Below are 24,291 nucleotides of genomic sequence, written 5' to 3'. Positions count from 1 at the left end.
GCGACAGCCCGGCCGGCACGCGTCGGCGGCATTGTCAGTGCTGGGCAGGATGATGACCTTCATGACCGACAACAGCGCCCTGCATTCCCCTGCCGCCTACGCAGCGGCCGTGACCACCGCTCTGGCGGCGTCGGCCGCGTACTACGGCGACGGAACCACCCCCCTCGGCGACGACGAGTACGACGGGCTGCTGCGCGCCATCACGGCCTACGAAGAGGCCCACCCGGACGAGGTGCTCGCCGAGTCGCCGACCGGGAAGGTGGCGGGCGGAGCCGTCCAGGGAGACGTGCCGCACTCGGTGCCGATGCTCTCCCTCGACAACGTCTTCGACGCCGACGAGCTCGCCGAGTGGGCGGCCGGGCTGGAACGGCGCCTCGGGCACCCCGTGGCCGGGTGGTGTGTGGAGCCGAAGCTCGACGGTCTCGCGGTGGCCGCCCGGTACCGGGGCGGCCGGCTCGTTCAGGTCCTCACCCGCGGCGACGGCCTGGCCGGCGAGGACATCACGGGAGCCGCCGACGCCGTCCTCGGCCTGCCGCCGGTCCTCACCCAACCGATCGACGTCGAGCTCCGCGGAGAGGTGCTGCTGACGACCGCGCAGTTCGAGGAGGCCAACCGGATCCGGCTCGCCCACGAGGCCACGCCCTTTGCGCACCCGCGCAGCGGAGCGGCCGGCACGCTGCGGGCCAAGGACCGCGCCTACCGGATCGAGCTGACCTTCTTCGCCTACAGCGCGGTCGGCCTGGACGACCTCGGCCACGTCGCTCTGCTGGAGAAGCTCGCCGCGCTCGGCGCGAACACGGCCGCCAGCACGGTCGCCGCCCCGGTGCGATGCGACACCGTAGAGCAGGTGCAGGAACGTATCGACATGATCGCCGGCCTGCGCGCGGACCTGCCGTTCGGCATCGACGGTGTCGTCGTCAAGGCCGACACGGCCGAGGACCAGCGCCAGGCCGGCAACGGCTCCCGCGCCCCGAGATGGGCGGTGGCCCGGAAACTGGCGGCCGAGCACAAGGTGACCCGCCTGCTCGCGGTGGAATGGAACGTCGGCCGGACCGGGATCATCGCCCCGCGCGCCGTCCTGGAGCCCGTGGTCATCGACGGGGTGACGGTCACGTACGCCACCCTTCACAACCCGTCCGACATCACCCGCCGCGGACTCATGATCGACGACCAGGTGTTCGTGTACCGGGCCGGCGACGTGATCCCGCGCATCGAGGCACCGCTGGTCGACCAGCGCACCGGCGCCGAGACCCCGATCGCCTTCCCCGAGGCCTGCCCCCGCTGCGGGGACGCGATCGACACCTCCGAGCAGCGCTGGCGGTGCGTACGCGGCCGTAGCTGTCAGGCGGTGGCCTCGGTGATCTATGCCGCAGGCCGGGACCAGCTCGACATCGAAGGCCTCGGCGGCACGCGCGCGATCCAGCTCGTGGAAGCCGGTCTCGTCAACGACATCGCCGACCTGTTCACGCTCAGCCGTGAACAGCTCCTCAACCTGGAGCGCATGGGGGAGACCAGCGCCGCCAACCTCCTGGCCGCGATCGAGACCGCCCGCGGGGCCGCGTTGAACCGCGTGTTCTGCGCCCTCGGAGTCCGCGGCACCGGACGTACGATGTCCCGCCGGATCGCCGCGTACTTCGGCTCCATGGACGCGATCCGGGCCGCCGACGCGGACACGCTGGCCGGGGTCGACGGCATCGGCACCGAGAAGGCACGCGTCATCGCGGCCGAACTCGCCGAACTCACCCCGCTCCTCGACAGGCTCCAGGCCCAGCAGGTCGGCACGCAGGTCACCGAGCCGCAGATGCCCGCGGCCGCCGCGGCCGATGGAGGCGACGCCGAGGACTCGGCGGACGGCCCGCTGGCCGGACAGGCCGTCGTGGTGACCGGCTCCATGACCGGCCCCCTTGCGGTGTTGTCCCGGAACGAGATGAACGAGCTGATCGAGCGGGCCGGCGGCAAGGCATCGTCGTCGGTGTCCAAGCGCACCACCCTCCTGGTGGCGGGCGAGAAGGCCGGCTCCAAGCGCGCCAAGGCAGAAGAACTGGGGATCCGCATCATCGACCCCCAGGAATTCGCCGTCCTGGTCGCCGCCCTCCTCCCCACACCCTGACCACCCTGAACAAACCCGCCCCAGTCCCTGCAACCCCATCCGCGTACGGAGGCCAGGTCCGGGCGGCTGCTCGCCGCGCAGCTCCGCCCGCCCGGAGGGCCCGACGCTGCCACGGCGATCCGGTGGGCCGCCGCCGGGCAGCGGGCACCGGCCGCGGTTCATCCCTCGGGTTCCGTGAGCTTCTCGGCACTGCGCGCCGCGGCCTTCACGTGCGCCCGGGCCCGGGAAGCCGCCCGGCCGGCTTCCCGATGGCGTGCGGCCGCCTCCACGCTCACCGAACGGGCCTCGACGAGCCGTTCCTTCGCGGCAGCCACCTCCAGCTCAGCCGCGGCCACCGTCGCGGCCGCGGAGTCCGCCAGCTCCTGGCTGGCGGCGGAGGCCACTTCGAGCCGGCCGGCCTCGGCCCGAGCCTCGGCCAACTCCTCCCGCGCCGCCTTCGCCCGCTCCCGGCGCGCCCGTTCCGCCTCCTCGACGGGCCCCGCCGTGCGCGCACGGGAGCGGGCCCCCTTCGACGCGACTCCGACGGGCCCGGCGACCGCCTTGCTGCCCTGCGGAGCCGCGCCCGGCTGCGGTTCCAGGCCGGTGAACCCGCGTACCGCATCCGGAGCCTTCACCAGTCGGCCCGCCACCCACTGCTCCGCGATGTCCCCGTCGGCGAGGACCGCATGAAGGATCTGCTCGACGTCGTGCAGCACCGGCTCGCTCAGCGCCTGCCCGGCTTCGGCCGCGAGGGCTCGCGCGGTACGCGCGAGCTCCCCGATCACCACATGCTGATCGTGCGACAGCTTCCGCAGCTGCCCGGCGTCCAGCGTCCGGTGCGCAGCACGGAGCGCCTCGCCGAGCTGCAGCAGCCCTTGGGCCTCATCAGGGCGGCGGCGTGCCAGCAGCCCCGCCGCCCACACCGCGAGCGTCGGCTTCCGCAAGCCCGCGATCGCGACCGCAAGCTCCTTGTCACCAGCTTTCCGCGACCGAGCCACGTACGCGTCCCTGGCTGCGGTGAACTCCGCAGGCTGCAACGCAAGCAGTTCCACCGTCACCGACTCCATGTCCATGCCCGGCAGTCTCCCGCCCGAGCCACCGCCGGGCCCGCACCCCGAACAGCACCGCGCGTCGATCGCCTCGAGACCGCGTTGTACCTCTCCAGGGCCCTGCCCGTCGCTGTGATCGGCTGCGGACCCACTGGACCGGACGAACGCCGCGCAGGGACCGAAGGCATCGGACGGCGGCCGCACCATCCGGCGACTGGCGGGCTCGGATCATGGACAGCAAGTGCTCCACGCGCATCGGGCGAGCCGGTAACCCGGTCGGCCCTTCGCCGCAGCGCCGCAGCGACGACCTGCCACCAGCGGTCCGTGCATGGAACGCGCAACACCCCCAGGCGAGCGCCCGCTCACCGGCCGTGCGGCTCAGCCGTATCCGGCACCGACCACATCACCCCAACCCCGACCAGCCACTGACACAGGCCGCCCACGCCCAACGGCCAACGGGAAGAGCGGCCCCTGACGGCTGTTCCTACAGCTGGGGGAGCCCCCGCTGGGCGCGCCGGCTGTGACCGCGGACGCCTAGGCCGTCTCTTTCGGATCTTGCCGGGCCCGCGACGCCTGGCACCGCGCCTGGCCGCACTGCCGAGGCGACCACGTACGGCCCAGTACGCGAACGCCCCGACAGCACGCCCAGACACGGCACCAGACGCCGCGGGCTCGGCCGACAAGATCCGAAAGAGAAGGCCTAGACCGGGCTGCTCCTCACCTGGGCTGGCGTACGCACCAGCCGCCAGAGCTGACGTCGTTGCCGATCGGTGACGCACTGCGGGGTGCGGTTCTGACGCCGCGTCCGACGGACCGCTGCATCGCGGCCGCAGCTATCCCTACGCGTCGGAGTGGACCGCCACCCACACCCCGGCCCCGTAGCGCACACGGGCAGGCCCTGCTCCCGCGGGCGATGCGGTGGCATCGCGCCGAGCGGACCAGGGCCTGCGCCCGTGAGCGGCGCCGGCCTGGCCGCCGGGTGCGGCCCCGGACGGGCCGGCGCCCGGCCGGCCGCCCATCTGGGCTTCGGCGCGGGACGGATGACCTTGCTCCGGAGGGTCATGGCGTTGCCCGATCCTCGGTTCAGCACCTCGCGTGTGCCGGGTGTGGACGACTTCGCGATCCGCCGCGGCCAGACCTACTCCACCGTCTTGACCAGCGTCGAAGACCATCGTGTGGTCGACGTGCTGCCGACGGGTGAAGCCGGGCCGCTGGCCGCCTGGCTGATCCGCCGTCCCGGCGTGGAGATCATCTGCCGGGCCCGGGCCCGGGCCCGGGCCCGGGCCGGCGCTTACGCCGAGGGCGACCGGCGCGGCGCCCCCGATGCCCCGCAGGTCGCTTGGAACGGCGATTCGCCGAGGGATGCACCAGCGCCACCCGGCTGCACGGCGAGCTGGTCGCCGAGCAGGCGCCCGTCACCTACGGCATGGTCCGAGCCCACGTCGCCACCTTGCGCGACGCTCCGTCCGCAGCACCGACGCGGCCGCCGACGGTACGGCAGGTGCTCGGCTGGCTCACCCGTCACCCCACGGCCCTGACCGGGGAGGAACGGGCCGGTCTGAAGGAGGTCTTGGCCCGGTGTCCCGAACTGGACACGGCTGCCGGACACGTCCGCGACTTCGGCGAGATGCTCGGCGACCGCCTTGGTGCCACGCTCCCCACCTGGATCGACGCAGTCGACGCCGGCAAGCTGCCCGGCCTCACCGGCTTTGCACTCCACCTGCACCGAGACCTCGAAGCGGTTTCCGCCGGCCTCACCCTCGACTGGAGCTCGGGCAGCATCGAGAGGGCCGTCAACCGCATCAAGAAGATAGAGCGGCAGCTCTACGGCCGAGCCGGGTTCGAGCTCCTACGCAAAATGATCCTGCTTCAGTGACGCTCGGCAGCGACTCCCCAGGATCTTTACGAACGTCGGGTCAGTCCAACTCGACAAAGCGATGGACTCGAAAGGACGTCAGGTTGTTCGGTTCGATGGCTGCCGAGTCCACTCGGTAGCGGCCGGTGGCGATGTCGAGGGTGGCGCTGTCCGTGAGCGTCCCGACCTCGGTGCCGAAGTAGGCGGCGTCGAACACAACAAGCTCGCCAGTGGTGCTGAGTACAGGTCCTTCCTTCCACTCGGCGGTGGGAAGGCCAGTCCGGATGATGTCGGCGACACCTTCCCCGCTCTCCGCGTAGTGCCAGCGGACGAGGACTCGATGCTCGGGAAGGTAGGCAGTGGAGAGAGGTTCGTCCCCGAGGACGAGCGCCTCGGCTCCGTCAGGGAGTTCGAGGACCCCGACGAGATCCATCACCTGGCAGGCCCGGTCGTAGTCGCCCTCCGTTCCCGACCAGTGCGCCAGCGCGGTGCGCGGAACCACGATGAAGGGGCCGCCCTCCGTATCCAGCCACGTCAACGACATGCCGCCTCCATCCTTTGGGTCTCTGTTCCGCGGCGACAGCGTATGTGCCGGGTCGGACAACGATGACGCCCGTGGTGGTCGCGGTGCACGGTGACGGGCCCAGGGGCGTGACCATCCGTTGCAGTCGAAGGATGCCGTCACGCTCCGCGACGACTCCCCAAGATCTGTGCCAGAACCCGTTTCTCATGAACGTCGAACGCGACGCACCATGGTTCGCCGCCGACGTGTGGTCGCCATCGGTCTTCGAAGGTGGCGCCAGTCACAGTGGTGGCGCTTCCGGGTGACGTGCGAGGGTCGTTGCGTAGGCTGACAGCGTCGGCAGGTGGTCAGCGGCAGTCCTGAAAAACGTGGAAGAACCTGACTGAACCCGCTACTGGTTGTAGGGTAAGGAAACCGCACTTGACCTGCAAAAACGCAGGCAGGGAGCACAGATCCAGGGGTACCTCAATGCTGCGTACAATGTTCAAGTCCAAGATCCACCGGGCCACCGTCACCCAGGCCGACCTGCACTACGTCGGCTCCGTGACCGTCGACGCCGACCTGCTCGACGCGGCGGACCTGCTGCCCGGCGAGCTCGTGCACATCGTGGACATCACCAACGGCGCCCGGCTGGAGACGTACGTCATCGAGGGCGAGCGCGGGTCCGGTGTCATCGGGATCAACGGCGCCGCCGCGCACCTGGTGCACCCGGGGGACCTCGTCATCCTCATCAGCTACGCGCAGGTCGAGGACGCGGAGGCGCGGGTGTTGAAGCCCCGCGTCGTGCACGTCGACGGAGACAACCGGATCGTCGAGCTGGGCGCGGACCTGTCCGCCCCGGTACCGGGCACGGACCAGGAGCGCAGCCCCCACGCCGTCGCCGTCTGAGGAGAGCCGGGACCATGAGCGCAACGGGTTGGTCCTGCTGCACACCTCGGCGGCGCACGTCCCGGTGTTCGACGCCCTGCGGGACCGGAACCACCCCGGCGCCGTCCTGCGGCACCTGGTGGTTCCGGAGCTGCTGGCCCGCGCCCGCGCCGAGGGCCCCGACGCGGTGGCCCCGGACCTGCTGCGGCTGCTCTCCGGCGCCGGAGGGGGACCGGTGCTGGTGACCTGCTCGACGATCGGCGCGGCCGCCGAGGCGCTGGCCCCGGCGGTCGGCGCGCCGGTGCTGCGCGTGGACCGGCCGATGGCGGCCGCGGCGGTCCGCGCCGGAGCGCGGATCACCGTCCTGGCCTCCCTGGAGTCGACGCTCGCCCCGACCGCGGCCCTGCTGGCCGAGGAGGCCGGCGAGTGCCCGGTGGCGGTCCGTACGCGGCTCGTCGCCGGGGCCTGGGACCGGTTCGCGTCGGGCGACCGGGACGGCTGCCTCGCGCTGGTGGCCGCGGCCGCCGACGCGGTGGCCGGCGCCGACGTCATCGTGCTCGCCCAGGTCTCCCTGGCCGGGGCCGAGCACCTCGCCGCGACCCGTGTCCCGGTGCTCTCCAGCCCGGCCCCGGGGCTCGCGGCCGGCCTGGCCCTGCTCGGCTGAGGCAGAGCCGGCCGGCGGCCCGGATGCCGGAGGGCGTACGCGCCGGGTTCGGGGGAAGGTGGGACACATGGTGCGAAACACAGAGCAGACACAGCCGCCCGTCCCCGGACCCGGTCCCGACCCGGCCCCGGGCCCGAGCCCCTTCCCGGACCCCGCGCCCGTCCCGCGGCCCGCGCCGCCGGTGCCCGGCCCCGTGCCCGAGCCGGACCCGGTGCCGCCGCCGCCGGGACCCGCGCCGATCCCGCAGCCCGGCCCCCTGGGCTGAGCCCCGCGCGCCGGTCCGGCCGGCCGCCGCGCGGGAGCCCGTACGCCGGGCCGTGCGTCAGGCGCGTTCAGGCCGGACCAGGCCGTGTTCGGGCCATGTTCAGGCCGGGCCGACCTCGGAGCGGTCGCCGCTCCAGAGCGTGTGGAACGAACCCTCGCGGTCGGTGCGCCGGTAGGTGTGTGCCCCGAAGAAGTCCCGCTGCCCCTGGGTGAGGGCCGCCGGCAGGCGCTCGGCGCGCAGCGCGTCGTAGTACGCCAGCGACGCCGAGAAGGCAGGCACGGGGATCCCCTGGCGCACCGCCGCGACGATCACCGAGCGCCAGCCGTCCTGGGCCGCCCCGATCTCGTCGGCGAAGTCCGCATCCGCCAGCAGGCTCGGCAGGTCGGGCCGGGCGTCGTAGGCGGCGCGGATGCGGTCCAGGAAAGCCGCCCGGATGATGCAGCCGCCCCGCCACAGCGAGGCCACCGCGCCCGGGTCCACGTCCCAGTCGTACTCCGCGCTGCCGGCCTGGATCTGGTGGAAGCCCTGGGTGTACGAAACGATCTTCGAGGCGTACAGCGCCTCCTCCACCTGACCGGCGAAGGCGTCGGCCTCCGCGGCCGCCAGCGGGGCGGCGACCGGCCCGCCGAGCCCGCGGGCGGCCTCGCGCAGGTCGGCGTGGCCCGAGACGGCGCGGGCGAAGACCGCCTCCGCGATTCCCGACACCGGTACGCCCAGGTCCAGGGCGATCTGCACGGTCCAGCGGCCGGTGCCCTTCTGCTCGGCGGCGTCGGCCACGACGTCGACGAACGGGCGGCCGGTCGCGGAGTCCGTGTGCGCGAGGACCTCCGCGGTGATCTCGATCAGGTACGAGTCCAGGCGCCCGCGGTTCCACTCCCGGAACGTCTCCGCGATCTTCGCGGGGGAGTAGCCGGCGACCTCGCGCAGCAGGTGGTACGCCTCGGCGATCAGCTGCATGTCGGCGTACTCGATGCCGTTGTGCACCATCTTCACGAAGTGCCCGGCGCCGTCCGGCCCGATGTGCGAGGTGCACGGCGTGCCGTCGGCGGCCTTCGCGGCGATCTTCTCCAACAGCGGGCCGAGGGACTCGTACGACTCCTTCGAGCCGCCCGGCATGATGCTCGGGCCGAGCAGCGCGCCCTCCTCGCCGCCCGAGATGCCCACGCCCACGAAGTGGATGCCCTGCTCGCGCAGCTCCTTCTCCCGGCGCCGGGTGTCCTCGAAGTGCGCGTTGCCGCCGTCGATGATGACGTCGCCCTCCTCCAGGAGCGGGGCGAACTCCCGGATCACGGCGTCGGTCGGCTCCCCGGCCTTCACCATGACGACGAGGCGCCGGGGGCGCTCCAGCGCGTCGACGAACTCCTTCGCCGAGGTGGCCGCCACGAAGGAGCCCTCGTGCCCGAACTCCTCCACGAGCGCCGTGGTCTTCGCGGTGGTGCGGTTGTGGACGGCGACGGTGAATCCGTTGCGGGCGAAGTTGCGGGCGAGGTTGCTGCCCATGACCGCGAGGCCGGTGACGCCGATCTGGGCTGTGCTGGTGCTCATGATGCGCTCCTGCGTGCTTCGATGTGCGGGGAGCACCGACGCTACATCGACCCGGTCGGTTCGTGATCACGTACCGGGTGAGACTCGGTCAATTCCCCCTGGAGAGCGCCCCGTTGCGCCTCTTGCCACAATCCGGCCGTGACGTTAGGTTGTGCCGTTCCTGATGTCTTCACTGGGGGCTCGCATGGGTGTACGGGGCCGGCACCGCCGGTACCAGCCGAGCAGCATCAACCGGGCCTCGCTCGCCGTCACCGCCGGTGGCGCCGGGATAGCGCTCCCTCTCATCGGCGCCGGAGTCGCCCAGGCCGCATCGGTGGACACCTGGAACAAGGTCGCCACCTGCGAGTCCACCAACAACTGGTCCGTCAACACGGGCAACGGCTACTACGGCGGCCTCCAGTTCAGCCAGAGCACCTGGCGTGCCTTCGGCGGCACCGCCTACGCCCCCCGCGCCGACCTGGCCACCAAGGACCAGCAGATCGCGGTCGCGGAGAAGGTGCTCAAGGGCCAGGGCCCGCAGGCCTGGCCCCACTGCGGCAAGACGGCCGGACTCAGCCGCAGCGGTCCGGCGGCCGCCGTCACGCCGAAGGCACCCGCGTCCGCGCCGGTGTCGGCGTCCGCGCGCGACACCCCGGGCCAGGGGGTGAAGGCCCCGGCGCCGCAGGCCAAGGGGCCCGCGGCGCAGACCCCGGCCGCGCAGAGCGCCGCGTCCGGCGGGTCCGGTGCCCCGGTCCTGCCGAACCCGTACGTCGTCGCCCAGGGGGACTCCCTCTCGGCGATCGCCACCCGGCAGCGGGTCGAGGGCGGCTGGCAGGCCCTGTACGAGACCAACCGGGCCACCGTGGGCGGCGATCCGGACCTGATCTTCCCCGGACAGCGGCTCACCCTGCGCGTCACGGCCGCGCCCCCCGCGCAGAACCCCGAGAAGCCGCCGCGGACGGCCGAACCGGTCAAGCCCGTGGAACCGGCGGCGCAGAAGCCCGCCGAGAAGCAGGCGCCCAAGACGGCCGAGAAACCGGTCGAGAAGCCGGCCGCGAAGCCCGTGCAGAAGGCGGCAGAAAAGCCCGCGCCGAAACCCGCGGCGCAGGCGCCCTCACCGCAGCAGCAACCCGCGTCGGGGGGCTACTCCGCGCCCGTCGACGCCGCTCTCGGCACCGCGTACCGGGTCGCCGGCTCCTCCTGGTCCAGCGGCTACCACACCGGCATCGACTTCCCGGTGTCCACCGGCACCACCGTCAAGTCCGTCGGGCCCGGGCACGTCGTCTCCGCCGGCTGGGCCGGGGCCTACGGGTACCAGGTCGTCATCCGGCACACCGACGGCCGCTACTCCCAGTACGCCCACCTCTCGGCGCTCGGCGTGAAGGCCGGCCAGCAGGTGTCCGGCGGCCAGCGCATCGGGCGCTCCGGGTCGACCGGCAACAGCAGCGGCCCCCACCTGCACTTCGAGATGCGCACGGGAGAGGGCTACGGCTCCGACATCGACCCCCTCAAGTACCTCCGGGGACACGGGGTCCGCATCTGACCCGCGCACGTGCGGCGGCACGGCCGTGAGCAGGACCAGGCCGGCCGCCGCGACGGCGGCACTGGCCAGCGCGCCGGCCGTGCCCGCGGTCCCGTACCGGAAGCCCTCGTCGAACAGGGAGATGCCGACCGCGGCCGCCACCACCGGGTTGACCACGGTCAGGGTGGCCAGCGGTGCGGTCAGCCCCGCGCCCCGGTAGGCGGCCTGCGACAGCAGCAGGCCGCCGCCCGCCAGCACGGCGACCGCGGTGAGGTCGGGCCACAGCGCGACCAGGGCTGCCGGGGCGAAGGACTCCGCCACCGATTTGGTGAACACCGAGGCCATGCCGAAGGCCGTACCGGCCGCCGCCGCCAGCAGCACGCTGCGCAGCACCGCCCGGTGCATCCGGCCCGCCACCAGGAACAGTGCGGCCACGGCCGCCCCGGTCACCGCCAGCAGCAGACCGCGCTCGCCGCCCGCGAGGGACTGCCCCGACCGGCCGTCCCCGCCGATCAGCGCCAGCAGCCCGACCAGGCCGACGGTGGCGAGCACCGCCCCGCGCCAGGCCGCGGCGCCCGCGCGGCCCCGTACGAAGACCGCCGCCATCGGCAGGGCGAAGACGATGGTGAGCGCGCCGAGCGGCTGGACCAGGCTCAGCGGCCCGTACGCGAGCGCCACCACGTGCAGCAGCGCGCCGAGGCCGCCCAGCCCCACCGCGATCCACCACACGCCGTGGTGCAGCGGCGCGTACGCGCCGCTGTCCGGCGTGCTCGCCGCGACCCGTTCCTGCACGATCGCGCCGCCCGCGTACGCCAGGGCGGACACGAGGCAGAGCAGGACCGACAGCCCCAGTGCACTCATGAACCCCACAATGCCCGACCCGACGGTGCTATTCCTCACCCCACAGGGGGTCACGGGTCATACTCCGGGCGTAGTACGGGAGTACGGAACACCCCCGCGCGCGGCCCTCGGCCGCCGCAGCCGCAGGTGAACGGGTGTCCGCCCACGCGGACACGGAGGGTCACGAAATCCTCCGTGCGGTGACGGTCCGCTCGCGGTGGGTGAGGCGCGCGGAACCGGGTTTGTCTCCGGGCGCGTGGCGTCCGTACAGTTTCCCCTTTGGGGACTTCCGCAGCGCGCGGATGCGGACGAGTGAGCAAGGAACGACAGCGGCCATGACGGTGACCGAAGACAGTCAGGACCAGGGGCACGCCTACGGCCCGGGCGTCGACCCCGAGCGGCTGGCCCTCTGCCTCAGCGTGCTCGACGAGCTGGACAAGCTCGACGTCGACCACCCCGACGCGATCACCGTACGCCGCGCGACCGCGGGCCTCTACCGGACGGTCAAGCAGCGCCGCCGCCAGGACCGCCGCGCCGCCAAGACCGCCAACGACAAGGCCGTCACCGAGGCGACCGCGACCGGGTCCGCCGAGCGCATCGACGACGAGACCCAGGGCAACGCCCTGACCGCCGCCGCCAAGGGCCCGATCGCCGGGATACTCCAGCGCCCGCGCTCCTGCTACGTCTGCAAGACCCGCTACGTCGAGGTCGACGCGTTCTACCACCAGCTCTGCCAGGACTGCGCCGCCTTCAACCACGCCCGCCGCGACGCCCGCACCGACCTCACCGGCCGCCGCGCGCTGCTCACCGGCGGCCGCGCCAAGATCGGCATGTACATCGCGCTGCGGCTGCTGCGCGACGGCGCCCACACCACCATCACCACGCGCTTCCCGGGCGACGCGGTCCGCCGTTTCAAGGCGATGCCCGACAGCTCCGAGTGGCTGCACCGCCTGAAGATCGTCGGCATCGACCTGCGCGACCCGGCCCAGGTCGTCGCGCTCGCCGACTCCGTCGCCGCCGAGGGCCCGCTCGACATCCTGATCAACAACGCCGCGCAGACCGTGCGCCGCTCCCCGGGTGCCTACAGCGAGCTCGTCGCCGCCGAGAACGCCCCGCTCCCGGCCGGCGAGCTGCCCGCCTCCGAGGTCATCGGCACCTTCGGCAGCGGCACGGTCGACCGCGTCGCCGCCCTGCCCACCGGCAAGGGCGAGAAGCTCAGCGCCCAGGACATCACCGAGCTGGCCCTGGTCTCCGGATCCGCCTCGCCGGCGCGGATCGCGGCCGGTACCGCGATCGACGCGGGCGGGCTGGTCCCGGACCTGCACGACACGAACAGCTGGATCCAGACGGTGTCCGAGGTGGACCCGATCGAGCTCCTCGAAGTACAGCTGTGCAACTCCACCGCGCCGTTCATCCTCATCAGCAGGCTGCGCCCGTCCATGGCCGCGGCCGAGGCCGGACGCCGTTACGTGGTCAACGTCTCCGCGATGGAGGGCGTCTTCAGCCGCGGCTACAAGGGCGCCGGTCACCCGCACACCAACATGGCCAAGGCTGCGCTGAACATGCTGACGCGCACCAGTGCCCAGGAGATGTTCCAGAAGGACCAGATCCTGATGACCGCCGTCGACACCGGCTGGATCACCGACGAGCGTCCGCACCCGGACAAGATCCGTCTCGCCGAGGAGGGCTTCCACGCCCCGCTCGACCTCGTCGACGGCGCGGCCCGGGTCTACGACCCGATCGTCCGCGGCGAACTCGGCGAGGACCTGTTCGGCGTCTTCCTGAAGGACTACGCCCCCGCGAACTGGTAGGCCCCGGCCCTCGCCCCCGCATCATCGATCGCCCCCCTCGGCCCGCCGAGGGGGGCGATCGCGTTCCCGCTCATCCGTGCGCCGGGCGCCCTTCGGTCCGGTGACCGGCCGGCCACCGGTGCTCGGCGTCGTCCGCGTGGTCCCGGCGGTAGGCCCCGGCCGCGACCAGCTCCAGCACCGGCCGCCAGTCCTCCGGCACGCCCGCGTCCAGGAAGGCCGCCGCCGCCGCGTCGCAGGCCTGCCCGAGGGCCGCCGCAGCGTCGCCGTCCGCGCTCCCGGCGGTCCCGGCCGCGCTCCCGGGGTGCGCGTGCAGCCGTACCAGCCGGGCCACCCGCTCGCCCAGCAACGGCCGTACGGCTACCGCCGCGAGCCCCGGGGGACGTCCGTCCTCACCCGGACGGAGCAAGAGGTCCAGACCATGAACAAGGCCTGCGATCTGGAGTTCTTTGTCGAAAGGGCGGGATCTGCGCAGCAGCGCCGCCGTGCGGAGCGCATGCTCGAGCAGACGAGCCGGGTCCCCGCCGCGGCAGGCGTGGAGGAGATCCATCAGCTCCTGCACGGTGGTGACGTACGGCAGTTGGGACTCCGGCACCCCGGACCTGGCCACCGCCACTCCCTCCGTCGCTCCGCGGGAATCCGGCGTCGAGCACATCACCCGCCGTGGGCCGATCGGCCCACGACTTCACGAACTCGGGGCGAAAACCAGAGGAAGGAGCGGATTTTGCCTTTCCATCGAGCGGGGGTCCGCTCATATGTGTACTCTGAGGGGCATCAAGTCGGCCCCCACCCGGGCCGCGCTCCACCAAGGCGCCACCGCGTCCGGAAACCCTTTATCCCTTGCCCGGCGCGCGGTCCGCATGCCGGGTTACGCGACACAAAGGAGTGCGCGGTGACAGAGACGACGCAACCCGAACCGATGGTCCTGGAGCGAACGGGGTGGCGGGCCAGCACCCGCGCCGACGAGCTCGGCAGCCTCGAAGTCTGGGCCCTGTCGGCCCCGATCCGACTGGCGGGCTACGAGGACGACCCGGCGGAGTCGCACATCCTGCGCGGCATCGACTAGTCCGGAGCGAAGCCGCAGCGAGCGCCCCCCGCGCGAACCCGCGCCGGGGGCGCCGCCCTGTCCGGATGCGCGGGGCAGACCGGACGAACGCCGCCGACCGACCGGAGGCGCCCGGGAGTTCCCGTTCCGCGTACGCCGGGAGCGTCATCGCTGTCAGCGATCACGGCTTCCGCCGCTCCGTCCGGCCCGGGCACGCTGGATCCCATGAAACTGCTGATGCTGGGTGGTACCGAATTCGTCGGACGGGCGATCACCGAGGACGCCCTGGAGCGGGGCTGGGAGGTGACCGTCTTCCACCGCGGCCACCACGCGCCCCCGCCCGGCGCCACCGCGGTGCACGGGGACCGCACCGCCCCCGGCGGCCTGGACGGGCTCGCCGCGGGGGAGTGGGACCTCGTCGTCGACACCTGGGGCGGCGCCCCCACCGCGGTCCGCGACAGCGCCGCCCTGCTGCGCGAGCGGGTCGGGCGGTACTCCTACGTCTCCAGCCGCTCCGTGTACGCCTACCCGGCCCCGGCCGGGCTCGACGAGACCGGCCCGCTGGTCGGGGGCTCGCCCGACGCCGCGGCCACCGCCTACCCCGAGGACAAGAGGGGCGCCGAGCTCGCCGTGCTCGACGCCTTCGGCGACCGGGCCCTCCTGGTGCGCGCCGGGCTGATCCTCGGGCCGTACGAGAACGTGGGCCGGCTGCCCTGGTGGCTGAACCGTGCCGCGCGCGGCGGCCCCGTGCTCGCCCCGGGTCCCCGCGAGCTCCCGATCCAGTACATCGACGTACGCGACCTGGCGCGCTGGACCCTGGACGCCTCGGTGGCTGGCCGCTCCGGGGCGTACAACCTGGTCTCCCCGGTCGGGCACGCCACGATGGGCAGCCTCCTCGACGCCTGCGCGGCCGCCACCGGCGGCCGCGCCGACCTGCGCTGGACCGATCCGGACCGCATCCAGGAGGCCGGGGTGCAGCCGTGGACGGACCTCCCCGTCTGGGCGCCCGCGGGCGAGGGGCACGACTTCATGCACGGCGGCAGCGTGGCGAAGGCCCTCGCGGCGGGGCTGGTGTGCCGTCCCGTCGAGGAGACGGTGGCCGACACCTGGGCCTGGCTCCGGGACATCGGCGGGATACCCCCGCAGCGCTCCGACCGGCCGGCCCCGGGCATCGACGCCGACCGGGAGGCCGCGCTACTCGGGCTCTGAGACGGCGGCGTCCGTCAGGCGGGTCGGCGGCAGGTACTCGCGCACCAGCGTCCGGTGCCACCAGGCCCCCGTCTCCCGGAGCTCCCGCCAGGTGGTGAACCGGTACCGGTACAGCAGGGCGCGCACGTACACGGGCGGGGCGTCCGGGAAGGGGTTGTGGCCGAGCAGCCGCAAGGTGTCCCGGTCGCCCGCCAGCAGCCGCTCGGTGAAGGGGCCGAACCAGTCCCGCGCGTAGCCGGGGGAGAGCGCCGCGAACCACATCAGCCAGTCCAGGCGCAGGTGGTACGGGGCGAACTGCCGAGGCAGCCGGCGCAGCCGGCCCGGCTTGCCCTTGAACCCGTACTCCAGCCACGCCCCGTCGGCGCGCGGGACCCGGTCCGCGGTGCCCTCCACCACCACCTCCTCCCGGACCCGGCCCACCGAACCGAAGGCGCCGTAGGTGTTCACGAGGTGCAGCGGGTCGAAGGAGCGGTTCATCACCTGGCGGCGCGAGACCATGTTGCGCACCGGACGCCGGCTGAGCACCAGCACCAGCACGGTCACCGCGCAGACCAGTCCCGCGAACCACACCGGCGGCGGGTGCGAGGCGGCGGCCGGAGGGGCGCCCGCGAGGGCGGTGAAGTCGACGGCCGACAGGGCGAGCGTGATCGTCAGCCAGTTCAGCCAGGCGAAGTTCCCCGACAGGACCAGCCAGAGCTGCGTGGCGACCATCGCCGCGGCGGCATAGGAGGCCACCGGCTGCGGCGTGAACAGCAGGACCGGCAGCGCCAGTTGGGTCACGTGGTTGGCCGCGCACTCCACCCGGTGCAGCGGTTTGGGCAGATGGTGGAAGAACCAGCTGAGCGGTCCCGGCATCGGCTGCGTCTCGTGGTGGAAGTACAGGCAGGTCAGCCGGCGCCAGCAGGGGTCCCCGCGCATCTTGATCAGCCCGGCTCCGAACTCCACGCGGAAGAGCACCCACCACAGCAGCCACAGGACCAGCATCGGCGGCCCGGTCCGCGCGTTGCCGAGGAACACGGCGAGGAACCCCGTCTCCAGCAGCAGCGACTCCCAGCCGAAGGCGTACCAGGTCTGCCCCACGTTCACGATCGACAGGTACAGCGCCCACAGCGCTGCCCACATCCCCATCGCCGCGCCCAGCGGAACCCGGTCGCCGGCGCCCGCGGCCAGCGCGGCCGCGAGCGCCGCCCCCGTCCAGGCGGAGCAGGCGAAGAGCCGGTCGGAGTAGCGGAGGTGGAACAGGCTCGGCGCGCGCCGGAAGGGCACGCGCCGCACGTGGCGCGGCACGGGCAGCATGCCCCGCGCCCCGATCAGGGCCCGGAACTGCAGGGCGGCCCCGACGAAGGCGAAGAGGTAGACGCCGGCGAGGGCCCGCTGGAAGACCAGCCGGGCCGGCCAGTATCCGGGCGCGGTGAACCACTCCATCGCCTCCAGTATCGGCCCGGTCAGGCCGAGGCGGCCAGCGTGCGGACGCGGCGGCCGATCCGTCGGGCGCAGCGCATCTGGAGGAAGGGGACCGCCGGTCCGGCGAGGCGCGTGTACCAGCGCGCCGGCCTGCTGAACGCGGTCACCGTGAACCAGACCCCGCCCCCGGGGTCCCGCTCCACCAGGAAGGACTCCTCGCCGCACTCGGGGTGACCGTCCAGGGTGCCGTAGGCGAACCCGACCCGGGTGGGCTCGTACGCCGTCCAGATCACCCGGCACGGCGCGGTGATCCGCAGCGGCCCGAAGCCGATCCCGACGTCCACGCGGGCGCCGGGGCGGGCGGCGGCCGCCCCGGACCGCACGGTCAGGCCCGCGGCCCGGTGCGCGAGGTAGGTCGTGACCGCGGTCCCGGCGGCCTCGAAGGCGGCGCGCCCGTGGCCGACCCGGGTGCGGTGGCGCAGGTGGTGGTATCCGGCGGGCAGGGGCTGCCGGGCCGTGGCACCCCGGTCGGGGTAGGTGACGGTGGCGCGGCCTGCGCCGATGAGGCGGGTCATGGGCTCCACTCCTGTCGGTCCGTGGTGTTCCGGCACGGTCACGTCGGACTCCCCCCGAGGCGCGGCCGACCGCCTTGAACGCGTTCAACTCGCGATCGTGAGCTTACGAGGTTCCCTGAACATGTTCAAGAAGAGAGGGTGTTCCCGTGGCCCGGCGCCGGCCCGCCCCGGACGGCCCCCGGTGGCCCTTCCGTGCGCCCGTCGTACTCCGGCCGGACGCCGACCGCGCCGCTCCGGTTGCGGGGCTCCCGCGGATGCGGCAGACAAGAGGCAGCAACCGGGGCGAAAAGGGAGACGCACGTGCACGCACCGAAACCTCCGACACCTCGTCAGGCGCCGCGCCGTCACGCGCCCGCGGGCGCCGCCCTCTTCGCGGTCCTCGGACTGTTCGCCGCCGCCTGCGGCGGTTCCGAGGAGCCCATGGGCCGGGCGGGCGCGGAGAGCCAGGAGCTCCACCTCCAGCCCGTCGGCGCGGCGGGTTCCGACCCCTTCACCGCCTCCTCCGCCACCCGTGAGTCCGCACCCGTCCAGGCCCCGGTGCCCAACCCGACCGGGCGGGGCATCCGCACCGTCAACGCCGCCACCCCCGGCCTGTACGGCGGAACCCAGCGCCTCGGCAGCTGCGACGTCGAGCAGCAGGTCGCCTTCCTCACCGCCGACAACGCCAAGGCCCGTGCCTTCGCCGAGGCCTCCGGCGTCGAACAGGCCAAGATCCCCGACTTCCTGCGGGGCCTCACCCCCGTCGTGCTCCGCGCCGACACCCGGCTCACCAGCCACGGCTTCCGCGCGGGCCGCGCCGACAGCTTCCAGTCCGTCCTCCAGGCCGGTTCCGCCGTGCTCGTCGACGACCACGGCATGCCCCGCGTCCGCTGCGCCTGCGGCAATCCCCTGCTCCCCCCGCGCGCCGCCAAGGGCTCGCCGGTGCACAAGGGCGACCAGTGGGACGGCTACCAGCCCAACCAGGTGGTCGTCATCGAGCCCACCATCCAGGTGATCAACAATCTGGTGATCGTCAACGTCGCGGACAACACCTGGATCGAACGGAAGTCCGGCGACGACGGCGCCCAGGACCGGCCGCCCCGGACACCGCCCCCCTACGACCCGGCCGACGGCATTCCCGAGGGGCCCGCCACCCCGACCGGGCCGGGCGACCCCTGCCCGAGCCCCGTCACCAACAGCCTGGCGCGCACGGCGCCCCCCACCGCGCCCGACGCCGCCGCACCGCCGCCCGACGGGCCCGAGGGTCCCGCCGCGCCCGGGGACCCGACGCCCGGGGCGACCGACTGCCCGCCGAGCGGGCAGGCGAGCCCCCGCCCGGACGCGGACCCGAACGCGAAGCCGAACCCCGACCCGAAGCTGCCGTCGAACCCGGTCGCCCCGCCGCAGCGGCCCCCGTCGGACGCCCCGGCCACCCCGCCGCTGGAGCCCGACGGCTCGGCGCCGGCGCCGAGCGACCCGTACGCGGACCCGGCCGACCCGTACGCGACCCCCTCCGACCCGTACGCCGACCCGTCCGACCCGTACGCGAACCCGTCCGGTCCCGCCGACCCGTACGCCGATCCGGCCGACCCGTACGCCGTCCCCGACGAGCAGCAGTCGCCCCCGGACCCCGGCTTCTCGCTGGAGAGCGCCTGACGGGCCCGTGTGTCATGGTGGATCGGTGCCGACCACCGTATCGCTGCCGGACGACTGGCCCGCACACCCGGACCGGTCGCTCCAGCTGAACCGCATGGGCAGCTTCGACTGGGACCTGGTCGCAGGTCTCATGCACCTCGACGAAGCCGCCCTCGACGTCTTCGACACGACCGCCGGCGAGTACGACGGCCGGCCCGATTCGCTGACCGCGCGGGTCCCGCCCGCCGAGGCGACCCGCCTGGACGCGCTCGTCTCGAACGCCCTCAACAGCGGGGTCGAGAACTACGGCGCCTACTTCCGCATCCGCTGCCGCGACGGAAGCCTGCGCTGGACCCACACCCAGGGCCGCGTCATGCGCGGCCCGGACGGGCGCGCGTTCCGGATCATCGGCATCGTGCGCGACGCCACCGAGGAGCTCAGCCACTCCGCGGAGCGCCTCGGGCTCGACGAGGAGCGCCGCCGGCAGACCTCGGTGGTCGAGAGCACCACCGCCGCGCTCGCGCACGCCCGGACGGTGAAGGACGTCATCGACGCGCTCGGTGACGCCCACGGCCTGGAGCGGCTCGGCTCGATGGGCATGGTCATGGGGCTCGTCGAGGCCGGCCGGATCCACCTCGTGGCCGAGGGGCCGGACGGCAGCTTCGTCCCCGGGACCCGCTACACGCGCATCGACGAGCCGTATCCGATGAGCGAGGTCGTCCGCTCGCTGCAACCGCGGTTCCTGGACTCCGCGCAGGAGTTCGCCGAGGACTTCCCCGACCTCTGGGCGAAGATCTCGTACATGCGGATCTCGGCGGCCGCGTACCTGCCGCTGATCGCCCAGGCCCGCCCGATCGGTGCCATCGGCCTTCTCTACCAGGACAAGGACGGCTTCACCCAGGACGAGCGGAACCTGCTCGTCGCGCTGGGCAGCAGCATCGCGCAGAGCCTCCAGCGGGCCATGCTGCTGGAGCAGGAACACGACCTGGCGGAGGGCCTCCAGCAGGCCATGCTGCCCCGCCGCATCCCGTCCGTGCCCGGCGCCGAGATCGAGGTCCGCTACCGCTCCGCCCGGATGGGCCAGGACATCGGCGGGGACTGGTACGACGTCATCCAGCTGCCCGGCGGCCGGGTCGGCGCGGTCATCGGCGACGTCCAGGGCCACGACACCCACGCGGCGGCGGTGATGGGGCAGCTGCGGATCGTCCTGCGGGCCTACGCCGCCGAGGGGCACGCCCCGGCCACCGTGATGGCCCGGGCTTCGGTCTTCCTGCACGAACTCGACACCGACCGCTTCGCCACCTGCACCTACGTCGAGGCCGACCTCGCCACCGGAGTCCTGCAGACGGTCCGTGCCGGACACATCGACCCGCTGCTGCGGACCCGGGACGGGGACTGCCGCCGGGTCCGGGTGGCCGGCGGGATGCCGCTCGGCCTGTCGGCGGAGTTCGGCCGGCTGGAGTACCCGGTCACCACGGTGGAACTCGAACCGGGAGAAACGATCCTGTTGTGCACGGACGGCCTGGTGGAGGAGCCCGGCGCGGACCTCGACGACGGGATCCGGCTGCTCACCTCGCTGGTCCGCAGCGGCCCCTCCGACCTGAGGCTCCTGGCCGACCTGCTGTGCGGGGTCGTCGACGAGCGCGGGGGCGCCGATGACATGGCCCTCCTGCTGCTGCGCCGCGACGTCGCGGACGCCCCGCAGGGCGGCGGCCGCCTCCAGCAGCACGTGGCCCCGGGGGACCCGGAGGCCCTGGTGGCCGCCCGGCACATGATCGGAGCGGCCGTGCGGGCGTGGGGCGCGCGGGAACGGGCTGACGAGATCGAGCTCGTCGCGGACGAGCTGATCGTGAACGCCCTGATGCACACGGACGGCCCGGCGATCGTGACCCTGCGCGTGCTGCACGGCCCGCAGCGACGGCTGCGGGTGGAGGTGGAGGACCGCTCCAGCGCGCTGCCGCGGCGGCGCGAGGCGGGGGAGGCGGGGGTGTCGGGGCGGGGACTGATGCTGGTGGACCGGCTGGCGGACGTGTGGGGCGTGGAGTCCAGGGGGAGCGGCAAGTGCGTGTGGTGCGAGTTCGCGATGTGACCTGAGGCGGCCGGCCGGCCGGGTGCGGGTCCGCCGGTGTCGTGTCGGGCCGTGCGGCCCGGGTCGTGCGGGCCCGAGTCGTGTCCGCCCGGGTCGTGTCCGCCCGGGTCGTGTCGGCGGCCCGGCCCGGCCTGGACCGTCCCGGCGGGCAACGGAAGGGGAGGCCTGGCAGCATGGGCGCATGACCGTAGACCTGTTCGCGGGCATCCCCGTACGCGACTACGCCGTGGCGGTCGCCTGGTACGAGCGGCTCCTGGGCGGCCCCCCGTCGTTCCTGCCCGACGACGCCGAGGCGGTGTGGGAGCTCGCCGACCACCGGTACCTGTTCATCGAGGTCCGGCCCGACCATGCCGGGCACGCCCTGCACACCGTCTTCGTCGGGGACTTCGACGACCGCCTCGCCGGGATCGCCGCGCGCGGCCTCGCGGCAGCCCGGCGCGAGACGTACGCCAACGGCGTCCGCAAGGCGACGTTCCACGACCCCGACGGCAACGAGATCGGCTTCGGCGGCGCCCCGGCCTAGCGGGAGGGCGGCCCCTTCGTGCCCCGCCCTCCGTGTCCCGGTCACCCGCCGGACGGCCCGCTCCGTGCCCGGCCGGGTCCGGCTCCCGGGTCCGGCCCCGGGGGCCCGGCCCGTCCCCGGCGCCGGTCGCGGGCGCCGGTCCCGGCCGGTCGAAAGTCCGTTGCGGCGCGGGGCACCGGTCGCCGAGGATCGGGCCGATGACTACCGCCACAGACGAAGTCCGCCGCCTGATCGAGGCCGGCGACCTGCCCGGTGCCGTGCGCACCCTGCGCCCCCTGGCCGAGGAACTGCCGATCGCCCGGCTCGCCGAAGCCGGGTCGCACCTGGCGGACGCCGCCGGGTTCGACGACCTGGCCGCCACCGCCCGGGCCGCCGCCGAACGGCCGGGCGATCCCCAGGCCCTCTACGACTTCGGCTACGCCTGCGTCGAGCGCGGAATCGCCTTCCTCGCCGTCGCGCCACTGCGCGAGGCGCTCCACCTGCTCCCCGACGCCCGCCCGCTCCTCGCCGAGCTGGTCTCCGCCCTGGAGGACGAGGAGCGGCACGCCGAGGCCGCCGCACTGCTCGCCGCCCGCGGCGACCGGCTGCCGGCCTGGCCCGAGACGTACCTCCTGGCCCACCACACCCTCCTCGCGGGGGACTTCCCCGCCGCCCGGGCCGTCGCCGCGCGGCTGCCCGACCCCGAGGACCCCGACTGGCACTGGGCCCGGGACCGCCAGCGCCGCATGCTGGCCCGCGCCGAACTCGCCTGCGCCGCAGGGCCGCTCGACGCGACCGATCTGCGCGGCTGGCAGTTCGCACTGACCGGCTCGCTCCTCGGCACCCTCTCCCCGTACGGCTACGACGCCGGCATGCACGGCCGGTACGCCTACCTCGGCGACAGCCACGACCAGTGCCGGCGCGGCCTGGCCCGGCTCTCCCTAGCCCTTGAGGCCACCGGCCGGCGGCCCGCCACCGTCTCCCTGCTGCCCGGCCGCTCCGACCGGATCCTCGGGCTCGCCGCCGCGGCGGTCCTGGGTCTGCCCGCCGTACCGTACGAGCCCGCGCGGACCGACACCGTCGTCGTCGCGTACGACCTGAACGACTGCGACCCGGAGGCCGTACGGAGCCTGCGCGTGCGCGCCGAGGGGCAGGTCCTGCACGAGCACGCCTCCCGGTGGACCGACCCGCCGCCGGTGAGCCCCGACTCCAGCGCCCTCCTCGCGCAGTTCGCCGCCGTCCCCTGGCAGGACGACGACCGCCCCGAGGAGGAGGTCGCCCGGGACGTCGCCGCGGCCGACCCCGCCGCCGACGAGGGGGACGGCGGGACCCCGCCCGACCCGGACGGGGCGTTCCGGGCCTTCGCGGCGGCCGTCGCCCCCGGCTGGCTCACCGGCCCCCGCGACCGCCTCGGCTCCGCCGGCCCGGTGTCCAGCTCGCGCTTCGCCTGAGTCGGCGGCAGGCTGGGGGGATGCCTGAGCTGCCTGAGGTCGAGGCCCTGCGGGAGTTCCTCGACGCGCACCTCACCGGGCGGGTGGTCGAGCGCGTCCTCCCGCTGGCCGTGAGCGTGCTCAAGACGTACGACCCGCCGCTCACCGCGCTGGAGGGCGGGACGGCCGGCGCCACCGCCCGGTACGGCAAGTTCCTGGCCGTGCCGATCGGCGAGCTGTACCTCGTGACGCATCTGGCGCGGGCCGGCTGGCTGCGCTGGCAGGAGGCCGTGCCCGCGCAGCCGCCGCGTCCCGGCAAGGGGCCGCTCGCGCTGCGCGTCGTACTGGAGGGCGGCAGCGGCTTCGACCTCACCGAGGCCGGGACCCAGAAACGCCTCGCGGTGTACGTCGTGCGCGACCCGGGGGACGTGCCCGGCATCGCCCGGCTCGGCCCCGACCCGCTCGCCGCGTCCTTCGACCGGGAGGCGTTCACCGCGCTGCTCGCCGGGGAACGGCGTCAGATCAAGGGCGTCCTGCGCGACCAGAGCGTCATCGCCGGCATCGGGAACGCCTACAGCGACGAGATCCTGCACCGGGCCCGCGTCTCGCCGTTCAAGCTGGCCGCGTCCTTCGACGCGGAGCAGGCAGGGCGGCTCCACGAGGCCGTCGGGGACACCTTGCGCGAGGCCGTGGAACGGGCGCACGGGGTGGAGGCCGGGAACCTCAAGGCGGAGAAGAAGAGCGCGATGCGGGTGCACGGCCGGGCCGGGGAACCCTGCCCGGTGTGCGGGGACACCGTTCGCTCGGTGTCGTTCGCGGATTCTTCGCTGCAGTACTGCCCCACGTGCCAGACCGGCGGGAAGCCCCTCGCCGACCGGCGGCTCTCGCGCCTCCTCAAATAGCCGGGCGCTGCGTAGACTCCGGCACCATGGCCGAGGAGCAGCCGGCGCCCCGGCGCGAGACCGTCACCGGCGTGCCCCGGGCAACCCGGCGCCGGGCACCCGCGCACACCCCGGCCCGCTCCGAGATCTCCGAGCAGACCACCCTCGGCGCCACCTACGTACGGGCCCTCATGCGCAGCCAGTTGCGTGCCGGGCTGGGGGCGCTGGCCGCGCTGGCGGCGCTGGTGGGGACGCTTCCGCTGGTGTTCCTCCTGCCGCACGCCGTGTCGGGGCCGCTTATCTGGGCGGCGCTCGGCCTGCTGGTGTATCCGGCGATGTGGCTGATCGCCCGCTGGTACGTCGCCCGCGCCGAGCGGAACGAGGCCGACTTCACCGGCCTGGTGACGGACCCGGCGGGAGCCCCGCTCCCGCGCCGCCGCACCTAGGCCGTCTCTTTCGGATCTTGTCGGCCGAGCCCGCGGCGTCTGGTGCCGTGTCTGGGCGTGCTGTCGGGGCGTTCGCGTACTGGGCCGTAC

At 73.9% G+C, this 24,291-nt stretch carries 20 protein-coding genes and 1 pseudogene; 14 read left to right on the top strand and 7 right to left on the bottom strand.

Annotation, left to right across the window (positions count from 1 at the left end; translation table 11 throughout):
* Positions 1–52 precede the first annotated feature (52 nt).
* A complete protein-coding gene (ligA, locus tag ACZ6S8_RS32575) occupies positions 53–2,110 on the top strand; it encodes an NAD-dependent DNA ligase LigA (RefSeq protein ID WP_469461166.1) in 2,058 nt (685 codons plus the stop codon).
* A gap of 158 nt (positions 2,111–2,268) precedes the next feature.
* On the opposite strand, the gene ACZ6S8_RS32570 is transcribed toward ligA, so the two are convergent.
* Positions 2,269–3,162 carry a hypothetical protein gene (locus ACZ6S8_RS32570; RefSeq protein WP_469461070.1) on the bottom strand — a complete coding sequence of 298 codons (894 nt, stop codon included), beginning with the start codon at positions 3,160–3,162 and terminating at the stop codon, positions 2,269–2,271.
* A 1,315-nt stretch (positions 3,163–4,477) separates the two neighbouring features.
* Here ACZ6S8_RS32570 and ACZ6S8_RS32565 point away from each other — a divergent pair.
* Positions 4,478–5,014 carry a transposase gene (locus tag ACZ6S8_RS32565; protein WP_469461069.1) on the top strand — a complete coding sequence of 179 codons (537 nt, stop codon included), beginning with the start codon at positions 4,478–4,480 and terminating at the stop codon, positions 5,012–5,014.
* Between the two features lie 40 nt (positions 5,015–5,054).
* Here the strand turns inward: ACZ6S8_RS32565 and ACZ6S8_RS32560 are convergent, their stop codons facing one another.
* A complete protein-coding gene (locus tag ACZ6S8_RS32560; RefSeq protein ID WP_469461067.1) occupies positions 5,055–5,537 on the bottom strand; it encodes an Imm21 family immunity protein in 483 nt (160 codons plus the stop codon).
* Between the two features lie 447 nt (positions 5,538–5,984).
* Between ACZ6S8_RS32560 and panD the strand changes: the two genes are divergently transcribed.
* Complete coding sequence (gene panD, locus ACZ6S8_RS32555; RefSeq protein WP_469461065.1) at positions 5,985–6,404, top strand: aspartate 1-decarboxylase; 420 nt, start codon at positions 5,985–5,987, stop codon at positions 6,402–6,404.
* A gap of 28 nt (positions 6,405–6,432) precedes the next feature.
* Positions 6,433–7,047, top strand: coding sequence for an aspartate/glutamate racemase family protein (locus ACZ6S8_RS32550; protein ID WP_469461064.1), 615 nt, complete (start codon positions 6,433–6,435; stop codon positions 7,045–7,047).
* Between the two features lie 364 nt (positions 7,048–7,411).
* Here ACZ6S8_RS32550 and gndA read toward each other — a convergent pair whose 3' ends face one another.
* Positions 7,412–8,857: an NADP-dependent phosphogluconate dehydrogenase gene (gene gndA, locus ACZ6S8_RS32545; protein ID WP_469461062.1), complete on the bottom strand. Its 1,446-nt coding sequence runs from the start codon at positions 8,855–8,857 to the stop codon at positions 7,412–7,414.
* Positions 8,858–9,041: 184 nt separating this feature from the next.
* Between gndA and ACZ6S8_RS32540 the strand changes: the two genes are divergently transcribed.
* Positions 9,042–10,379, top strand: coding sequence for a transglycosylase family protein (locus tag ACZ6S8_RS32540; protein WP_469461060.1), 1,338 nt, complete (start codon positions 9,042–9,044; stop codon positions 10,377–10,379).
* Between the two features lie 102 nt (positions 10,380–10,481).
* Here ACZ6S8_RS32540 and ACZ6S8_RS32535 read toward each other — a convergent pair.
* Positions 10,482–11,219 (bottom strand): annotated as a pseudogene (locus ACZ6S8_RS32535) (DMT family transporter); the annotation flags it as partial.
* A 314-nt stretch (positions 11,220–11,533) separates the two neighbouring features.
* Between ACZ6S8_RS32535 and ACZ6S8_RS32530 the strand changes: the two are divergent.
* Positions 11,534–13,009, top strand: a complete 1,476-nt coding sequence (locus ACZ6S8_RS32530; protein WP_469461058.1) for an SDR family NAD(P)-dependent oxidoreductase — start codon at positions 11,534–11,536, stop codon at positions 13,007–13,009.
* A 70-nt stretch (positions 13,010–13,079) separates the two neighbouring features.
* Here ACZ6S8_RS32530 and ACZ6S8_RS32525 read toward each other — a convergent pair whose 3' ends face one another.
* A complete protein-coding gene (locus tag ACZ6S8_RS32525; protein WP_469461164.1) occupies positions 13,080–13,556 on the bottom strand; it encodes a hypothetical protein in 477 nt (158 codons plus the stop codon).
* A gap of 342 nt (positions 13,557–13,898) precedes the next feature.
* Here ACZ6S8_RS32525 and ACZ6S8_RS32520 point away from each other — a divergent pair, with 342 nt between their 5' ends.
* Complete coding sequence (locus ACZ6S8_RS32520) at positions 13,899–14,072, top strand: hypothetical protein (protein ID WP_469461168.1); 174 nt, start codon at positions 13,899–13,901, stop codon at positions 14,070–14,072.
* 204 nt (positions 14,073–14,276) lie between these two features.
* Positions 14,277–15,260, top strand: a complete 984-nt coding sequence (locus ACZ6S8_RS32515) for an NAD-dependent epimerase/dehydratase family protein (RefSeq protein WP_469461056.1) — start codon at positions 14,277–14,279, stop codon at positions 15,258–15,260.
* Here the strand turns inward: ACZ6S8_RS32515 and ACZ6S8_RS32510 are convergent.
* Both ACZ6S8_RS32510 and ACZ6S8_RS32505 read right to left on the bottom strand, forming a co-directional pair.
* Positions 15,246–16,685, bottom strand: coding sequence for a lipase maturation factor family protein (locus tag ACZ6S8_RS32510; protein WP_469461054.1), 1,440 nt, complete (start codon positions 16,683–16,685; stop codon positions 15,246–15,248). The genes ACZ6S8_RS32515 and ACZ6S8_RS32510 overlap by 15 nt on opposite strands.
* A 20-nt stretch (positions 16,686–16,705) precedes the next feature.
* Positions 16,706–17,239 carry a DUF1990 family protein gene (locus tag ACZ6S8_RS32505; RefSeq protein WP_469461053.1) on the bottom strand — a complete coding sequence of 178 codons (534 nt, stop codon included), beginning with the start codon at positions 17,237–17,239 and terminating at the stop codon, positions 16,706–16,708.
* Positions 17,240–17,539: 300 nt separating this feature from the next.
* On the opposite strand from ACZ6S8_RS32505, the gene ACZ6S8_RS32500 reads away from it, so the two are divergent.
* The 6 genes from ACZ6S8_RS32500 to ACZ6S8_RS32475 all read left to right on the top strand — a co-directional run bounded on the left by ACZ6S8_RS32500 (position 17,540) and on the right by ACZ6S8_RS32475 (position 24,201).
* Positions 17,540–18,874 carry a DUF6777 domain-containing protein gene (locus ACZ6S8_RS32500; RefSeq protein ID WP_469461051.1) on the top strand — a complete coding sequence of 445 codons (1,335 nt, stop codon included), beginning with the start codon at positions 17,540–17,542 and terminating at the stop codon, positions 18,872–18,874.
* 7 nt (positions 18,875–18,881) lie between these two features.
* Positions 18,882–20,942: a SpoIIE family protein phosphatase gene (locus tag ACZ6S8_RS32495; RefSeq protein ID WP_469461050.1), complete on the top strand. Its 2,061-nt coding sequence runs from the start codon at positions 18,882–18,884 to the stop codon at positions 20,940–20,942.
* Positions 20,943–21,123: 181 nt separating this feature from the next.
* Positions 21,124–21,465: a VOC family protein gene (locus ACZ6S8_RS32490; RefSeq protein ID WP_469461049.1), complete on the top strand. Its 342-nt coding sequence runs from the start codon at positions 21,124–21,126 to the stop codon at positions 21,463–21,465.
* Positions 21,466–21,662: 197 nt separating this feature from the next.
* The gene (locus ACZ6S8_RS32485; RefSeq protein ID WP_469461048.1) at positions 21,663–22,895 is read left to right on the top strand and encodes a hypothetical protein; all 1,233 of its coding nucleotides are present in this window, start codon (positions 21,663–21,665) and stop codon (positions 22,893–22,895) included.
* A gap of 20 nt (positions 22,896–22,915) precedes the next feature.
* On the top strand, positions 22,916–23,776 hold the full coding sequence (locus ACZ6S8_RS32480; RefSeq protein ID WP_469461046.1) for an Fpg/Nei family DNA glycosylase: 861 nt from the start codon (positions 22,916–22,918) through the stop codon (positions 23,774–23,776).
* A 26-nt stretch (positions 23,777–23,802) separates the two neighbouring features.
* Positions 23,803–24,201 carry a hypothetical protein gene (locus tag ACZ6S8_RS32475; protein WP_469461045.1) on the top strand — a complete coding sequence of 133 codons (399 nt, stop codon included), beginning with the start codon at positions 23,803–23,805 and terminating at the stop codon, positions 24,199–24,201.
* The last annotated feature ends 90 nt before the right edge of the window (positions 24,202–24,291 follow it).

The sequence above is a fragment of the Streptomyces sp. NPDC048461 genome (assembly GCF_055587105.1).
Note: the sequence above shows the minus strand (reverse complement) of the source record. Positions and strands in the feature narration are given on the sequence as shown.

Coding starts and splice junctions, on each gene's coding strand:
- ligA (WP_469461166.1), top strand. CDS start 53: ATGACCTTCATGACCGACAACAGCGCCCTGCATTCCCCTGCCGCCTAC.
- ACZ6S8_RS32570 (WP_469461070.1), bottom strand. CDS start 3,162: ATGGACATGGAGTCGGTGACGGTGGAACTGCTTGCGTTGCAGCCTGCG.
- ACZ6S8_RS32560 (WP_469461067.1), bottom strand. CDS start 5,537: ATGTCGTTGACGTGGCTGGATACGGAGGGCGGCCCCTTCATCGTGGTT.
- panD (WP_469461065.1), top strand. CDS start 5,985: ATGCTGCGTACAATGTTCAAGTCCAAGATCCACCGGGCCACCGTCACC.
- gndA (WP_469461062.1), bottom strand. CDS start 8,857: ATGAGCACCAGCACAGCCCAGATCGGCGTCACCGGCCTCGCGGTCATG.
- ACZ6S8_RS32540 (WP_469461060.1), top strand. CDS start 9,042: ATGGGTGTACGGGGCCGGCACCGCCGGTACCAGCCGAGCAGCATCAAC.
- ACZ6S8_RS32530 (WP_469461058.1), top strand. CDS start 11,534: ATGACGGTGACCGAAGACAGTCAGGACCAGGGGCACGCCTACGGCCCG.
- ACZ6S8_RS32525 (WP_469461164.1), bottom strand. CDS start 13,556: ATGGATCTCCTCCACGCCTGCCGCGGCGGGGACCCGGCTCGTCTGCTC.
- ACZ6S8_RS32515 (WP_469461056.1), top strand. CDS start 14,277: ATGAAACTGCTGATGCTGGGTGGTACCGAATTCGTCGGACGGGCGATC.
- ACZ6S8_RS32510 (WP_469461054.1), bottom strand. CDS start 16,685: ATGGAGTGGTTCACCGCGCCCGGATACTGGCCGGCCCGGCTGGTCTTC.
- ACZ6S8_RS32505 (WP_469461053.1), bottom strand. CDS start 17,239: ATGACCCGCCTCATCGGCGCAGGCCGCGCCACCGTCACCTACCCCGAC.
- ACZ6S8_RS32490 (WP_469461049.1), top strand. CDS start 21,124: ATGACCGTAGACCTGTTCGCGGGCATCCCCGTACGCGACTACGCCGTG.
- ACZ6S8_RS32485 (WP_469461048.1), top strand. CDS start 21,663: ATGACTACCGCCACAGACGAAGTCCGCCGCCTGATCGAGGCCGGCGAC.
- ACZ6S8_RS32480 (WP_469461046.1), top strand. CDS start 22,916: ATGCCTGAGCTGCCTGAGGTCGAGGCCCTGCGGGAGTTCCTCGACGCG.
- ACZ6S8_RS32475 (WP_469461045.1), top strand. CDS start 23,803: ATGGCCGAGGAGCAGCCGGCGCCCCGGCGCGAGACCGTCACCGGCGTG.